Genomic DNA, 14,583 nt, shown 5'->3' on the forward strand with positions numbered 1-14,583 from the left:
ACCTCGGCGATCGCCGTCTGTGTCCGGCTCAGCGTCTGTGTCCGGCTCAGCGTCTGTGTCCGGCTCAGCGTCCCTGGTTGGCGACTTGGCCGATCGCTGCCGCGGCCGCCTCGGCGTCGAGGTACGTGCCGCCGGGGGTGACCGGAGTGAAATCCTCGGTGAGTTCGTAGTGCAGCGGAATGCCGGTAGGGATATTCAACCCCGTGATGTCGGCATCGGAGATCCCGTCGAGGTGCTTGACCAGTGCGCGAAGCGAGTTGCCGTGGGCGGCCACGAGCACGGTCTTGCCGACGGTGAGTTCAGGCACGAGGGTGTCGTACCAGTACGGCAGGAGGCGGTCGATGACGTCGGCGAGGCATTCGGTGCGGGGCAGCGCATCGCCGAGGTTGGCATAGCGGGCTTCACCGGCCTGCGAGAATTCCGAGCTGTCGGTCAGTGCCGGCGGCGGGGTGTCGAAGGAGCGGCGCCAGGTCATGAACTGCTCTTCGCCGAACTCGTCGCGGATCTCTTTCTTGTTCTTGCCCTGCAGTGCGCCGTAGTGGCGCTCGTTGAGCCGCCAGCTGCGGTGGACGTCGAGCCATGACAGGTCGGCGGCTTCGAGCGCGATGTTCGCAGTCAGGATCGCGCGCTTGAGCCGCGAGGTATAGACGACATCGGGGATGAGGTTCTTCTCGCGCAGCAGCTCGCCGGCGCGTTTGCCTTCGGCACGGCCTTTGTCGGTCAGGGTCACGTCGACCCATCCGGTGAACAGATTCTTCTGGTTCCATTCGCTTTCGCCGTGGCGCAGCAGGATGAGGTTATACGTCATGGCTCCATTTTGACACGACCGCTCCGATGGGGGCGCCGGCGACCGTCGTCGCCGGCGGCCCTCTCCCCGCAGACACAGTCTTCGCTGTCCGGCCGCACACAAGGTCATGTCTCCCCGCTGACAGGGTCCGTCGGGCCGCAAACAGGGTCTCAATGTCTGGGCATGTGTCTCGCATGACAATATGAGCGGAGTAGCCTGTACCCATGTCACACATGCCAGCACACCAGGCTTCCGGGGGCACCGCCGCTCCCGCCGCCGACCGCAGTTCGATCATCGCTGTCACGGCCCTGCCGGTCCTCGTCGTCATTGCGGGGGTGTTCGGGTTCCTGCTGCCCGATGCCTTCACGCCTCTGGCCCCGTCGATCACGTGGGCGCTCGGCGTGGTCATGTTCTTCATGGGGCTGACCCTGACGCTGCCCGACTTCGCTCGCATCGCGAAGCGGCCGTGGATTGCGGTGCTCGGCGTCGTCACTCAGTTCGTGGCGATGCCGCTGCTCGGCCTTCTCGTCGTGACCGTGTATTCACTTCCTCCCGAGATCGCCGTCGGTGTCATCCTCGTCGGCTGCGCGCCCGGCGGCACCGCCTCGAATGTCGTGACCTATCTGGCGAAGGGCGACACGGCACTGTCGGTGTCGATCACGACCCTGTCGACGCTGTGCGCTCCCGTGCTCACCCCGCTGCTGACCCTGTGGCTGGCGGGTTCGTATATGGATGTGCCCTTCTGGTCGATGTTCGTCTCGATATGCCAGACCGTGCTCGTGCCGGTCATCGTCGGCGTCCTCGTCCGAGTGCTCGCGTCGAAGTTCGTCGACACGATCTCGCCCGTGCTGCCATGGCTCGCCTCGATCGCCATCGCCTACATCGTCGCGATCGTCGTGGCCGGCTCGGCGGGTTCGATCGCCACAGCCGGTGTGCTCGTTCTGCTGGCCGTCGTCACACACAATCTGCTCGGACTGGGCATCGGCTACGGTGTAGCCACGGCCTGCCGTCTCGACACCCCGACGCGACGTGCGCTGTCCTTCGAAGTCGGACTCCAGAACTCCGGTCTCGCCTCGACGTTGGCCACCACGTACTTCTCGCCGCTCGCCGCACTGCCCGGGGCGGTCTTCAGCGTGTGGCACAACGTCTCCGGCGCCGTGGTCGCCTCCCTCTTCGCTCGTCGCCCCTACGGCAAGCCACCGGTCGATGCGCCCGACCATGATCCTGCAGCCGCGAGTGCGTCATCGGCTGAGACCACGGGCCGATGACCGCCGAGGCGACCGCGCACGAGGGCCGATTGGGCCGAGGGTTCGAGGGCTTCTCCCCGGAGACCCTGGTGTCGGCCGGCCGGACGTTCACCATCCGCCGCGCCGCCGAGGCCGATGTGCCGGCGCTTGTCGCACTGCTGCGCGATGACGTCCTCGGGGCTGCCCGCGAGACCGGAGCTGCCCGCGAGACCGCCGCCGCTGCGGTCGGCCGTGCGGCAGCCGCGTCCGGTTCCTCTCCTGCCTCCCCCGGCGCCGAGGAGGCAGACCCCTATGCTCGTGCCTTCGCACTCATCGATGCCGATCCCAACCAACTCCTCGTCGCCGTCACCGAAGCCGCTGGCCCGCCCGACTCCGCCGGCCAGCCCGACTCCGCAGGTCAGGCCGAAGCCGTGGGCCAGCCCGACTCCGCTGGACAAGCCGACACTGCGGGGCACGCCGACCCTACGGATCACGTCCACGCCGGCTCGACCGTCGTCGGCACCCTGCAGCTGAGTCTGCTGCCCAGCCTGTCGCGCCGAGGCACTCTCCGTCTGCAGATCGAAGCGGTGCGCATCGGTGCCGCGGCTCAGGGAGTGGGGCTCGGGACAGCGGTGTTCGAGTGGGCTCACGAATACGGACGTCGCGTCGGTGCCGGACTCGCTCAACTCACAACCGACAAGTCACGCACCGACGCGCAGCGCTTCTATGACCGGCTCGGCTATGTCGCCAGCCATGAGGGACTGAAGCGCCCGCTCGGCTGAGTTCGCCGCACTCATGAGCTCGGGCCCTTACTCTCCCTTACTCTCCCGATCGGCCGACACCGCCGGCGGTTCGGGACTCTCCCGATCGGCCGACACCGCCGGAGGTTCGGGATCGGCGTCGCCGAAGGTGCCGATGAATTCGTTGTCCTCCCCGCTGAGCACCTTCTCGAACGCCGCAAGGTTGCGCGTCGACTCACCCCGACCGACCCTCCAGGCCCATTCCTTCTTCATCCCTGTGAGGAAACCGATGAGGAGGAGTTCATTGAACGAGGAATCCGCCGTGGCGAGCATGGCACCGAGCAGCCCGTCGAGCTCATCGAGCAGATGCTCGCGTGGCACGCTCGCCCGCAGATAGACATCGCCGAGGCTGTCGATCGCAAACGACACCGGCCCGGGCCTGAGGTTCTTCTGCAGCAGCCACCGATTGAATTCGGCCGAGTTCTCATCGGGATGACGGATGACGAAGGCCTGCAGATGGGCGGTGCGAGCGAAGACGCTGATCGCCACGTTCGTCTTGAGCTTCTTCTCCCCCGGCAGGGTGACGACGATCTCCGTGTCCTCGATCGAGTCCACGGGGACCTCGTTGTTCTCGGCCCAGGTGCGCACTCCGGTCAGGATCGCCTCGGTGTCGGTGCTCATGCTCTCACGCCCTTCGCTCGGCTCTCGTGCTCACCGCCGACTCTAGTCCCTCAACACGCTCCCAGCGCGTCCGACTTCCGAGATGATGCACCGGAGATATCCGGCACGGCGTCGAGGACGGCGGCGACGGTCCGACCCCAATCGAAGCGTTCGGCGCGGTCGACGGCGTGGCCGGCGAGTTCCGCCCGCAGCTGCGTGTCCTCGAGCAGGGTTTCGATGGCCGTCGCCCAGTGGTGAGGATTGTGATCGGCGATGAGCAGTCCCGAATGTCCGTGTTCGACGATCTCCGGGAGTCCGCCCACCGCCGAGGCGATCGCCGGCAGCCCTGAAGCGGCTGCCTCGGCGGCCACGAGTCCGAAGGATTCGCTGCGGGAGGGGACGATGAGGACGTCCGCGGCCCGGTAGTAGTCGACGAGGGTGCGGGAGGGAACGGGCGGGCGGACCTCGACGCTGGGTTCGTTCCCGATCGCCGCGGTCAGCTCCCGCAGATACGCCGAGGAGGGGCGGACCGCTCCTCCGCCTGCTTCGACACCTGCCCCCGAGGCGGCGCCGAGGAGGATTCCCCGGGTTCGAGAAGCCAGGTGGGGGTTGCGTTCCCGCAGTTCGGCCAGGGCGTCGACGGCGACGTCCGTGCCCTTGATGAACTGCATCCGCCCGACGTAGAGGACGATCGCCTCGTTCGCGGCGAAACCCAGACGCTCGCGCGCGTCCGCCTGAGCGCCCGGTGTGTAGAGGGCATGGTCGACACCTGGTCGGGCGACGACGACCGAGTCGGGATCGGCGTGGAGTTCGGTGATGAGGTCGCGGCGTTCGGCGGGGGTGGCCGCGACGAGCAGGTCGGCCTGCGCGGCGATGCGTCCTTCGGCGTCGAGTCGCTGGGGCCGTTCGTGGCTGGTCTCCGAATCGCGGTTCTTCACGGCACCGATCGTGTGCATGCTCACCGCGATCGGCGCCCGCACTGCTCTGCCCGGCCCCAGCGCTCCGGTGGACTCGGGGTCGGCGTCGGAGTTGTCGGCGATGGCACGGGCGCGCAGGGCCGCCTCGGCGGAGATCCAATAGTGGGTCCAGATGAGATCGGCGGCGCAGAAGTCGGGGTGGACCGTGAGCAGTTCGGCGAGTTCGTCGATCGCGTCGGCGAGTTCGTCCTTCGTCGCAGCGCCGACCGGCAGGTGGTGGAGGGTGATGGATTCGGTGATCTCCAGCTTCGTGTCCGCGCCGGCTCCCGTGCCGTCGAGTCCGCCGGGGTCGGCGGTGAATACGTCGATTCGGTGTCCGGCTGCGGCGAGCGCGCGCACGGATTGGTCGACATAGACGTTCATCCCTCCGGCATCGCCCTGGCCGGGTTGGGCGACGGGCGAGGTGTGGAGGGAGAGGACGGAGATGCGCACGGAGACAGTCTAGCCAACGACCTCGGTCGGGTGACCAGTCAAAGCCGGTCCCTCACCGAAGCCGGCTCTTCATCGAAGCCGGTCCTTCACCGAGGCCAGCGCCTATTCGAAGAAGGTGCCGAGGATGCGGCGCACGTCGTGTCGTCCGCGCCACAGGATCGATCCTGCGGGGAGGACTTCGAGACGGGAGGTCGGAATCGCACGGTGGATGTCCTCGGCGACGGCGACCGGGTGCGCCGGGTCGTCTTCGTGTGTGAGCACGAGGACGTCGCCGGAGAAGGAGCGCAGATTCTCGGCGGCGACGTCGGTGTCCGCGACGGCGTTTTCGAGGGCGAGTCCGAGCCCGTCGGACATGTCGGTGCGGACGAGGTTCTCGGCCTTCGCTTTCGTCCAGGCCCGCACGGGAATCATCTGGGCCACCTCGGCGGGCTCGCGGGAGAGCATGAGTTCGACGATGGCGTCGATGTCCTCATCGGCGACGAGGCGGCGCAGTCTCTCCAGGTAGGAGCGGTTGGCGGCGGCCACCTCGGCGGGGAATCCGGTGAAGGAGGCGGGGAGGACGAGGGCGACCTTCTCGAGGTTGCGGGTCACGGGGTGGGCGATGCTGAGCAGGTGGAGGAGCCCGCCGGCGGACATCGACACTCCCAGTGCTCGGCTCGCCGAGGTGGTGCTCACGGCGTCGGCGAGCACTTCGGCGATCTGCGGGTAGGTCCACCCGGGGCCGGGTGAGGGTCGGCCGCCGTGGCCGGGCAGGTGGAGGAAGTGGCGGGTGCCGGTGATGCCGGTGCCGAAGGGACGGGTGTCGCGGATCGCGCCGGCGAATCCGTGGCCGAAGAGGGTGTGCGGGTCACCGGTTCCGAACGTGGCGATATAGCCGGATTCGGGGCCCGGCAGGTTGAGGTCGGTGCTCATAGGGCGAGTCTAGTCAGCGTGTGCCGGGCGCTTGCCGATCGGGTTCGCAAATGCTGTTGCGGCGTCACGCCGGTCAGCGTTTGCGGTAGCGCGGATCGACCGCGCGGACCTTCGGGCGCACGTCGGTGAGGTAGACGATGCCGGCGACGAGGGCGATGATGTTGAGGAAGATCATGCTCATGCCCATCGGCGGCAGGGCGATGAGGGCGAGCGCGAGTCCGACGCCGAGGAGGATGACCCAGAACTTCTTGCTCTGCTTGTCCACGGCGCGGTAGTTCTCGTCCTTGAAGCGGAGGCAGTCGATGAACGCCCAGAGCTGGACGACGAATGCGGCCACCGTCAGTGCCAGAAAGACGAGTCGCTGAAAGCCCGCGATGTATTCCATGGTCCCAGCCTAGCAATCTCGGGCTGCCGGGGCAGTTCCGGGCCGGAGATCCTCGGCAATTGCCCACCCGCATCCCACGGCTTTCACAGTGGGTGCGCACTGGCACGAGGCCGCAGTCGGCAGGGGCGACCCACGTTGGCGGTGGCGGCTCGGTTCCTCGCGACCGCAGTCAGCGGGTGCCGCCGCCCCTGCTCAGAGGATCCCGGTCGTGCGGATGAGCGCGCACACGGCCATGCCGATGACCACGGCGAGCAGCATCGGCACACGCAGGATTGCAGCAAGCACGCCGGCTCCGACGCCGAGGAGGCGCGCCGGATCGGCGATGTCCGTGCCGTCGAAGACCGCGGTCGTGGCGAAGACGGCGCCGATGAGCACGACCGCGGCCCGGTCCATCCACATCGTCACGCGCTCGGTCGAGTCGGCGGGACCTGAGGGTTCGGCAGGTGTGCCGGGCTCGGCGGGGGTGCCGGTCTCAGCGGGCGTGGCGGGTGCGGATTCGGAGGGCAGAGCCCCCACCGAGGCGGCCGTCGGGGTGCGCCGACGCCCCTTCGTGGCGATGGCCGCTCCCACCTTCACCCCGGCGAAGCGCATGAGATAGGTGCCGAGGCTGAGCCCGGCCAGGGCGATGAGGAAGCTGACGGCGCTCATCGCGGTCCCTCTCGTCGAGTCGTGGATTGCGGGTGGTCGGCGCCGACGGCCCCGTCGACACCAGCACCGGCATCGTCCGCACCTGTGCCGTGTTGGCCTGCACCTGTGCCGTGCTGGCCTGCGCTTGTGCCGTGTTGGTCCGCACCGATACTGTGCTGGTCCGCATCGCTGCCTCCGGACCGGCGGCGACGGAGGAACGAGCGCACCGCCCAGCCGGCGGCGACGAAGACGAACACGGACAGCGAGGTCACTGCTCCCAGACCGAGCGGCAGCAGCGGTGTCAGTCCCACGGCGATGAGGATGCCGATGACGGTCAGCGAGAGCGTGACCCGGTTCTTCAGATCCCCGCGGATGAGGCAGAAGAGGATGATGGGGAAAGCCGCGTCGAGGCCGAGCAGGTCCGCATTGATGACGTTGCCCAGCCACTGTCCGACCATGGCACCGCCGGGCCACATGATCGCGATCGCCGCTCCCATGAGCAGGAATGCGTGCCACTTCGCGCGGTCATTGTGCCCGGTACGCGAGATCGCGGTGGATTCGTCGTTGATCCAGTGGGAGGCGATGAGTGCACGCCAGTCCTGCGGGAAGAAGGGGCCGACAGCGACACCGAACGCGAAGTTCCGGGAGTTGACGAGGAGTCCTGCGAGCACCGCAAGGATCGGTGCGCCGCCGGCGGCGATGACTCCGACGAAGGTGAATTCGGCGGCGCCGCCGAGGGCGAACATCGCCAACAGCAGCGTCTGCCACCAGGCGAATCCGGAGACCGCGGAGATCGCACCGTACGACAGCGCGACGGCGATGATCGTGACGGTGACGATGGCCACCGCGCGATAGGTCGAGCCGGGGAGCACCCGATCAGCCGTGCGAAATAATGAACCCATGTTCCATACAGTGCACCCTCGGCAATTGTTCGTCAAACCGAACGACTTAGCCGCTATAGTGAACATATGACTTCTCGAAGCACCGACGATTCGCTGAATGACTCTCTGGACTGCTCCGACACCGTCTCGCCCGCCGAGGCGACCGTCGAGCACACCGTCGGCTCCGCCGCTGACTCTGCCGCCGACGCCCCTGTGACCGGCCCGTCGCTGTCACCGAGTCAGCAGATCGCTGCGGCCCTGAAACGTGAACGGCTGCGGGCCGGGCTCTCCTTGTCCGAGGTCGCCCGGCGGGCCGGCGTCGGCAAGTCGACGATGTCCGGACTCGAGACCGGAAGCGGGAATCCGAGTTTGGAGACGATGTGGGCTCTGGCCGCTGCGCTCGATATTCCTCTCGCCCGCCTGCTCGACCCTCCCCCGCACGAGGTCGCCTTCCAGCATGTCGGCGATATGCCCAGCCTGCCGTCGACGACCGCGAACTACGTGGCCACCCTGCTCTCACCGTCGCCGGCGAACGCTCGACGGGACGTCTACTTCATCCAAGCCGAACCGGGTGAACCCAGGGAGTCGCAGTCGCACCCGCAGGGCACGATCGAACATGTCATCCTCGGCCGCGGGGCCGCACGCATCGAAGTGCTCGGCAAGTCCTATGACCTGGGCGTCGGCGACTATCTCACCCATCCGGGCGATCAGCCTCATCGCTTCACGGCTCTGGAACCGGGCACGAACGCCGTCTTCGTCGTCGAAAGCAGCTGACTGCCTCCACGGCTATTCGACGGCCGGACCATCATCGTCATCGGCGTTCTCGGCCAGCGGCGGAAGCCGCGACTGGGCTTCGGCACGCGTGAGTCCCGCGGCCTGCAGCAGGTCGACGGCGACCGTGCGCAGGAGCAGAACCATCGACTCGTCGTGGATGTCCCAATCGGACTTCGCCCGCGGATCCAGAGCTCCCGCCGCCTCGGACAGGGCCGCCTCGGCGAGGGACCGATCGGTCCCACGACGCAAGGCGATCTCGAGCTTCTTCGCACCGTCGGCCAAGGAGCCGACGTAATCGGCGATGACGGGCTTGCCGACGCCGAGCTCGGTGACGCCGACGACACGACGGGCGATGACCCGCATGGTCCGCATGGCTCGGTCGGAGAAGGTGTGGGCGCGGGACAGTCGGGTCACCTCGGCGGCATGGCGTCGGGCCCGCGCATTGATCTTCGCGGCCTCGCGGGAGATCCGCAGGGATGAGCCCCAGGAGTCGATGATGTCCTGGGTTTCGCGAGCACGCTCGAGGGCCCGCCCGGCCATGGTCACATCGGCCTCGCGCAGGGCGCGTTTCATCATCCTGAGGACGGCGTCGATCTCCTCGAGCATGTCCGCGGCCAAACGCCGCGGAACCTTCCGGGCGTCGCGCGGGATCAGCAAGGCCAGCAGAATCGCGCAGACGGACCCGGTCAGCGCGTCGAGAGTGCGCGGGAACGGCAGGGTGGTGGCGGTGGCGGGGACGACGACGACATAGACGGATTGGACGGCGATCTGAGTGATGAAGATGCCGCCGGAATTGAGGATCGTGCCGATGACCAGGCCGACGATCAGGGTCAGGGCGAGCTGCCAGATGCCGGAGCCGAAGAGGTTGACGAGCAGCTCGCCGACGAGCACCCCGAAGGTCGCCCCGAAGCCGATCTCGAGGGCGCGGCGCAGACGACGGTCAACGACGGGGCCGATGCCGACGGCGGAGGCGACCGCGGCAAGGAACGGATACGGGTGGCCGAGCACGTAGACGCAGAAAGTGTAGGCGGCGGTCGCGGCGATGGGGATCTGGATCAGCTGACCGGAGTTCACCCACACCCGCTTGAGTCCCAAGCGCAGACGGTGGGCGACGACGTTGAACCCCCTCCGAGGCAGGTCGCTGACCCGAGTCTCCGCCATCAGTCCCCTCTGCCGCTTGCTGGTCCTGTACTCAGAATACCGGAAATGTGGCATGCTAAAGTCTGTCCGCCGAGGAGGCTATTGAATGACAACGAATCTCACCCGAAGCGAAGCGCAGAGTCGAACACAGCTGCTCGAGGTCGATTCCTACTCAGTCCATATCGACGTCAGCAACGCCGAAACGGATGCCGACACCTATCTTTCTCGCACAGTCGTCGACTTCACCGCCCGCTTCGTCGATTCGACATTCATCGACCTGATCGCCGACTCCGTGACGTCCGTGCTGATCAATGGTGAGAGCCTCTCCCCCGCCGAGGTGTTCGACGGCGCCCGGGTCACGTTCCCCGTCCGCGCCGGCCGCAATTCCCTGACGATCGAAGCGCAGGCACGCTATTCCACCTCGGGCGAGGGGCTGCACCGGTTCACCGATCCTGCCGACGGCAAGACGTACCTCTATACGCAGTACGAACCCACCGACGCCAGACGTGTGTTCGCGAACTTCGACCAGCCCGACCTCAAGGCGGAGTTCATCTTCACGGTCACGGCTCCCGCGCATTTCCAGGTCCTGTCGAACCGGGCCGAAGCGAGGACGGAACCGGCCGAGGCAGCGGCGGGGGCCGCCTCGGCGAACGGATCCGAGGCCGCGAACGGATCCGACTTTGAGACGTCGGCCGGATCCAGCTCACCGGGCGCGATCACCCATCACTTCGAACCGACGCTCAAGCAGTCGAGCTATATCACCTGCATCACCGCGGGCCCCTACGAAGGGGCGACGGATGAGTGGACGGACCCGCGCACCGGACAGATCGTGCAACTGGGCGCATGGACGCGGGCGAGTCTCGTCGATCACCTCGACGCGGACGATATCTTCGGCGTCACGAAAGCCGGGCTCGATTTCTTCACCTCCGAATTCGACTACCCCTACCCGTGGGGCAAGTACGATCAGATCTTCGTTCCCGAGTACAACCTCGGCGCGATGGAGAACCCTGGTCTGGTCACGTTCACGGACAATCTGATCTTCCGCGACAAGGTCACGGACGCGAACTACGAGTCACGTGCCAATGTCATCCTGCACGAGATGGCGCACATGTGGTTCGGCGATCTCGTCACGATGAAGTGGTGGGATGATCTGTGGCTCAAGGAGTCGTTCGCCGATTTCATGGGTGGGCTCGCGCTGGCCGAGGCGACCCGGTTCACCGATGGCTGGGTGACTTTCGCGCTGCGGCGCAAGGCGTGGGCGTACACACAGGATCTGTATCCGACGACGCATCCGATCGTCGCCGACATCCCCGACGTCGAGGCCGCGAAGCTCAATTTCGACGGCATCACCTATGCCAAGGGCGCATCAGTGCTCAAGCAGCTCGTCGCGTTCGTCGGCCGGGAGGCGTTCTTCGCCGGGTCGCGGCTGTACTTCAAACGGTTCGAGTACGGCAACACCGAGCTCGCGGATTTCCTCGAATGCCTCGCCGAGGCGGCTCCCGACCGGGACATCGCGAACTGGGCGGCCGCGTGGTTGGGGACGTCCGGGGTCTCGGAGCTGTCCCTGCAGCTGACCACCTCGGATGGTGGGACTCCGTCCGGGTCGGCTGCGAAATCGGCCGGGTCGGCTGGATTCGCCGGGTCGGAAGCGGGAGCGGCCGGGTCGGCTGGATTCGCCAGCGGCGGAGCACCGACGGAATCCGTTGCCGCCTCGCGGGGCGCTGGAGGCGGGAGACTCGTGGCTTCGAGCTCGGGAGCTCGGCTCCGCAGTCCGGATGCGGTCGACGACAGCGTCGACGGTGCCACCGGAGCCGCGCACGCAGCCGGGTCCGGGGCAAGCGGAGCTGCACATGCGGCCGGGTCCGGGGCAAGCGGCAGTGTTCAGCCGCCTCGGCGACGGTCCGGGTCGGAGAAGGTCACGAGTGCCACGATCACTCAGGCCGATTCGGCCGAGGGCGCGGCTCTGCTGCGGCCGCACACGATCGAGATCGCCACGCTCGGGCGGTCGGGGCGGGAGATCGTGCCCCTCGATTCCTTCCGTTTCGAGTTCTCGACCGAGTCTGCTGACGTCGAGCAGCTGATCGGCCGCAGGGCCGGCGTGATCACTCTGCTCAACTACAACGATCTGGACTATGCGCGGGTGCGCCTGGATCCGGAATCGACGGAGGCGGCGGTCACCTCGGCGTCGCGGATCACGGACCCGCTGTCGCGGGCCCTGGTGTGGTCGGCGTTGGACAATGCGGTCCGCGATGGGCTCATGCCGGTCCAGAAGTACCTCACTGCCTATGCTCGCAGCCTGGGCAAGGAGAGCCACGCAGGGATCATGGCGGGACTCAGCCAGACCGCTCTGACCTGCATCGATCAGTGGGTGGCGGACCGGAATTTCGATGCCGCGATCACGGGGCTGTTGGGAGCGGCACTGGACGCGTTGGCTGCGGCGAAGGCCGGGTCGGATGCGCAGCTGCATCTGGCCAATCTGGTGTTGGCGCTGACGTCGCGGACGGCGCGATGCGCGGCGGGCAGTTCCGCGGTGGCCATGGGGCGTGGATTCGCCAGTCAGATCCTTGCGGTGCCCGTCGGCGAGGAGGTCGATCGGATGTATGCCGGAGCTCCCGGGCAGTCCGGGCGAGTCGATGCTGCCGGTCAGGCTGGTACGACAGATCAGACCGGAGCGGTGGATCAAGCCGGCGCGGCGGATCAGGCTGGCGCGGCGGGACAGTCGGTCGAAGCGTCCGGCGATGCCCGCTCGGGTCGAGGTGCCGAGCATTCGACTGCGACGCTGCCGTTCCGCGGCCTCATCAATGATCATGCGCTGCGGTGGAATGCGCTGACGGCGCTCGTGTGCCTCGGGTGGGCCGATCAGACGGATATCGCACGGGAGAATCATTCGGATCCCAGCTCTTCGGGTCGGCTCCACGCCGAGACGGCCAGTGCGGCTCTGCCTCTGCCGATCGTCAAGATCCGTGCTTGGGAGGCGATCCGCGAGGCGGGCGCGCTGAGCAACGATGTGCTGTCGGCGATCATCTCCGGGTTCATCGCGCCGAGTGCGATGCCGCTCATCGAGGAGTATGTCGATGAGTACTTCGATGGTCTGCTCGGGTTCTGGATGGACAATTCGATCGAGATCGCCCGTCGCCTGGTGCTCGGCCTCTATCCCCGCTGGTCAGTCGACGAGGAAGCTGTGGTGGAGAAGACCGACACGTGGTTGGCCGCCAACGTCGATGCGCCCGCGGCCCTGCGCCGCCTGGTCATCGAACGTCGGGATGATCTGGCCCGTGCCATCTTCCTGAAGTCGACTCAGAGTTCGCGACACTGACCGGCAGGAGCCTCGGCAAAGATCCTAGGGCGAATCAGCTCCGAAGCCGCCTCGGCGAGGGGGGGGGGGGCTTGAGCGAATCAGCTCCGCAGCCGCCTCGGCGAGGGGACCTTGGGCGTATCCGCTCCGCAGTCGCTTCGGCGGACGAGTACTGGTGAAACCGGGCCGACGGTCGTCCCGGTCGACTCTGTTCGATGCGCGCCTCGGCGAGCGCCGCTCCCCTGGCGGGGCTCTCCAGCTAGGGCTCACTTGAAATCGCTGATGGCCGGCACCCTCCTGGGGCACCGGCCATCAGAGTGTCGGCTCGCAACTGTATCCGGGTGAACAGGCTGGCCGTCGCTCCGTCTCGGTCATGGTCAGAGGATTCGGCGGGCTCCGGAGAATTCGTTTCCGGAATCCCACTTCTTCCAGTCGGTGACGTAGACGTCCTTCGACGCGTTCGGCGAGTGGATCATCTTGCCGTCGCCGACGTACATGCCGACGTGGTGGACCGTTCCCGAGCTGGTTGAGAAGAACAGCAGGTCACCGGGTTTGAGGTTCGACGAGGAGACTGCCTTGCCGGCCTTCGCCTGTTCGCCGGAGTCGCGGGGCAGGTCGATGCCGTGGGCTTTGAAGATGGAGTAGGTGAATCCGGAGCAGTCGAATCCGTAGGCCGAGACTCCGGCCCAGAGGTAGCGCAGGCCGTCGAACTGCTTCGCGGTCTTCACTAGGTCTTTGCCGCTGGGCTTCTCGGGTTTGCCGCCGACATCGTAGACATCGACATCGTCGATGTCGATCCAGGCGGCTCCGCCTCCGGGGAGTGCGACGCGGACATCGTCGACGTCCTGTGCGATGAGGGGCAGATCGACGTTGAAGCTGATGTCGGCACCGGCGTCCTTGGTGAACTCGATGCCTTCGAGTTCGCTCTTGGGCTTCGTGACCACGGCTCGGGGCTGGTCCTCGCGGAGCTTCCCGAAGCGGTCGTTTTCGACCAGCTGCTTCTTGGGCAGCCAGCCCGGGTAGCCCTTCTTGTTCTTCGGGGTCTGCTGGTCGGTCACGGCGACCTTGGCCCAGCTGCCCTTGACATCGAGGACGGAGACCTCCGAACCGTACGTCGCTTGGGTCTCGGTTTTGCCAGTCAGTCCGCGGCGGGCATCGGTGGATTCGAGGTTCTTGTTCCACTTCTTGAGGGCGACGGGGTGCTGGAGCGCAGGCTTATCCACCTTGCGCGGAGCCTTAGGATCGGTCCACAGCGTCGCTACCGTGACATCGACGTAGGCGGTCTCGCCCTTCTCGATCTTGCGGTCGGTGATTCGTTCGAGCTCTTGGCCGGGTACAACACCAGCGGAGATGCCGGACGTATTTGCGGCGTCGGTCGAGGACAGATTGCTCGACAGTGCGGGAGCACCGGCGCCGAAAACCAGTCCGACCCCAAGTGCTGCCGAAACAGCAATTTTGGTACGCATTATTTCTCTTTCGGTCTGCGGGCGGCAGGCCCGCGTGGGGGAAGTCTCCGAAGGTGCGCAAGCGCATTCGGCGTACTGTCTTCGCTTCAGATTCGGCCTCCCCGTCAGGAGCGGCCTCGCCGGAAACGAGGTTCTGCACGGTGTCGATTCTACCGGCTGTCACACGACTGTCAGTATTCACGACACCGTGACAGGATAACGCGGACTGGTCATGGATTGAAGTCCACTTGCTCGAATCGATGCTCAGCTGAGACTTCGACCCGGTGCCGCTGGCTGATATC

General features: G+C 66.7%; 13 protein-coding genes. 4 read left to right on the forward strand and 9 right to left on the reverse strand.

Features of this window, described 5'->3' with window-relative positions; genetic code table 11:
- Window positions 1–64: 64 nt before the first annotated feature.
- Window positions 65–808: a phosphoglyceromutase gene (locus AD89_RS0104230; RefSeq protein WP_025777364.1), complete on the reverse strand. Its 744-nt coding sequence runs from the start codon at window positions 806–808 to the stop codon at window positions 65–67.
- Window positions 809–1,011: 203 nt separating this feature from the next.
- On the opposite strand from AD89_RS0104230, the gene AD89_RS0104235 reads away from it, so the two are divergent.
- Together AD89_RS0104235 and AD89_RS20310 are read left to right on the forward strand one after the other, a co-directional pair.
- Window positions 1,012–2,055: a bile acid:sodium symporter family protein gene (locus AD89_RS0104235; RefSeq protein ID WP_231488417.1), complete on the forward strand. Its 1,044-nt coding sequence runs from the start codon at window positions 1,012–1,014 to the stop codon at window positions 2,053–2,055.
- Window positions 2,052–2,795, forward strand: coding sequence for a GNAT family N-acetyltransferase (locus AD89_RS20310; RefSeq protein ID WP_025777366.1), 744 nt, complete (start codon window positions 2,052–2,054; stop codon window positions 2,793–2,795). Before AD89_RS0104235 ends, AD89_RS20310 begins: the two co-directional genes overlap by 4 nt.
- Window positions 2,796–2,822: 27 nt before the next feature.
- Here the strand turns inward: AD89_RS20310 and AD89_RS0104245 are convergent, their stop codons facing one another.
- The 6 genes from AD89_RS0104245 to AD89_RS18075 form a co-directional block, all read right to left on the reverse strand.
- Window positions 2,823–3,434, reverse strand: a complete 612-nt coding sequence (locus AD89_RS0104245; protein ID WP_025777367.1) for a YbjN domain-containing protein — start codon at window positions 3,432–3,434, stop codon at window positions 2,823–2,825.
- A gap of 50 nt (window positions 3,435–3,484) precedes the next feature.
- On the reverse strand, window positions 3,485–4,822 hold the full coding sequence (locus AD89_RS0104250) for a glycosyltransferase (RefSeq protein ID WP_025777368.1): 1,338 nt from the start codon (window positions 4,820–4,822) through the stop codon (window positions 3,485–3,487).
- A gap of 102 nt (window positions 4,823–4,924) precedes the next feature.
- Window positions 4,925–5,734, reverse strand: coding sequence for an alpha/beta fold hydrolase (locus AD89_RS0104255; RefSeq protein ID WP_025777369.1), 810 nt, complete (start codon window positions 5,732–5,734; stop codon window positions 4,925–4,927).
- A gap of 73 nt (window positions 5,735–5,807) precedes the next feature.
- A complete protein-coding gene (locus AD89_RS0104260; RefSeq protein WP_025777370.1) occupies window positions 5,808–6,119 on the reverse strand; it encodes a DUF2516 family protein in 312 nt (103 codons plus the stop codon).
- Window positions 6,120–6,311: 192 nt separating this feature from the next.
- Window positions 6,312–6,767, reverse strand: coding sequence for an AzlD domain-containing protein (locus AD89_RS0104265; RefSeq protein ID WP_025777371.1), 456 nt, complete (start codon window positions 6,765–6,767; stop codon window positions 6,312–6,314).
- Window positions 6,764–7,648, reverse strand: a complete 885-nt coding sequence (locus AD89_RS18075) for an AzlC family ABC transporter permease (protein ID WP_025777372.1) — start codon at window positions 7,646–7,648, stop codon at window positions 6,764–6,766. Before AD89_RS18075 ends, AD89_RS0104265 begins: the two co-directional genes overlap by 4 nt.
- 66 nt (window positions 7,649–7,714) lie before the next feature.
- Between AD89_RS18075 and AD89_RS0104275 the strand changes: the two genes are divergently transcribed.
- Window positions 7,715–8,401 (forward strand): helix-turn-helix domain-containing protein, encoded by a 687-nt coding sequence (locus AD89_RS0104275; RefSeq protein ID WP_025777373.1) that lies wholly within the window; start codon window positions 7,715–7,717, stop codon window positions 8,399–8,401.
- Between the two features lie 12 nt (window positions 8,402–8,413).
- Here AD89_RS0104275 and AD89_RS0104280 read toward each other — a convergent pair whose 3' ends face one another.
- Window positions 8,414–9,562, reverse strand: coding sequence for an FUSC family protein (locus AD89_RS0104280; RefSeq protein WP_025777374.1), 1,149 nt, complete (start codon window positions 9,560–9,562; stop codon window positions 8,414–8,416).
- Window positions 9,563–9,647: 85 nt separating this feature from the next.
- Here AD89_RS0104280 and pepN point away from each other — a divergent pair, with 85 nt between their 5' ends.
- Window positions 9,648–12,857 carry an aminopeptidase N gene (gene pepN / locus AD89_RS0104285; RefSeq protein WP_025777375.1) on the forward strand — a complete coding sequence of 1,070 codons (3,210 nt, stop codon included), beginning with the start codon at window positions 9,648–9,650 and terminating at the stop codon, window positions 12,855–12,857.
- A gap of 356 nt (window positions 12,858–13,213) precedes the next feature.
- On the opposite strand, the gene AD89_RS0104290 is transcribed toward pepN, so the two are convergent.
- Window positions 13,214–14,302: a C40 family peptidase gene (locus AD89_RS0104290; protein ID WP_025777376.1), complete on the reverse strand. Its 1,089-nt coding sequence runs from the start codon at window positions 14,300–14,302 to the stop codon at window positions 13,214–13,216.
- Window positions 14,303–14,583: the final 281 nt, after the last annotated feature.

The organism is Brevibacterium sp. VCM10, assembly GCF_000583215.1.
In the GTDB taxonomy this organism is placed as follows: Bacteria; Actinomycetota; Actinomycetes; order Actinomycetales; family Brevibacteriaceae; genus Brevibacterium; species Brevibacterium linens.

Bases quoted from the DNA above. Each gene is read 5' to 3' on its own strand.
- AD89_RS0104260 (WP_025777370.1), bottom strand. From the start codon at position 6,119: ATGGAATACATCGCGGGCTTTCAGCGACTCGTCTTTCTGGCACTGACG.
- pepN (WP_025777375.1), top strand. From the start codon at position 9,648: ATGACAACGAATCTCACCCGAAGCGAAGCGCAGAGTCGAACACAGCTG.
- AD89_RS0104265 (WP_025777371.1), bottom strand. From the start codon at position 6,767: ATGAGCGCCGTCAGCTTCCTCATCGCCCTGGCCGGGCTCAGCCTCGGC.
- AD89_RS0104230 (WP_025777364.1), bottom strand. From the start codon at position 808: ATGACGTATAACCTCATCCTGCTGCGCCACGGCGAAAGCGAATGGAAC.
- AD89_RS18075 (WP_025777372.1), bottom strand. From the start codon at position 7,648: ATGGGTTCATTATTTCGCACGGCTGATCGGGTGCTCCCCGGCTCGACC.
- AD89_RS0104245 (WP_025777367.1), bottom strand. From the start codon at position 3,434: ATGAGCACCGACACCGAGGCGATCCTGACCGGAGTGCGCACCTGGGCC.
- AD89_RS20310 (WP_025777366.1), top strand. From the start codon at position 2,052: ATGACCGCCGAGGCGACCGCGCACGAGGGCCGATTGGGCCGAGGGTTC.
- AD89_RS0104275 (WP_025777373.1), top strand. From the start codon at position 7,715: ATGACTTCTCGAAGCACCGACGATTCGCTGAATGACTCTCTGGACTGC.
- AD89_RS0104255 (WP_025777369.1), bottom strand. From the start codon at position 5,734: ATGAGCACCGACCTCAACCTGCCGGGCCCCGAATCCGGCTATATCGCC.
- AD89_RS0104280 (WP_025777374.1), bottom strand. From the start codon at position 9,562: ATGGCGGAGACTCGGGTCAGCGACCTGCCTCGGAGGGGGTTCAACGTC.
- AD89_RS0104290 (WP_025777376.1), bottom strand. From the start codon at position 14,302: ATGCGTACCAAAATTGCTGTTTCGGCAGCACTTGGGGTCGGACTGGTT.
- AD89_RS0104235 (WP_231488417.1), top strand. From the start codon at position 1,012: ATGTCACACATGCCAGCACACCAGGCTTCCGGGGGCACCGCCGCTCCC.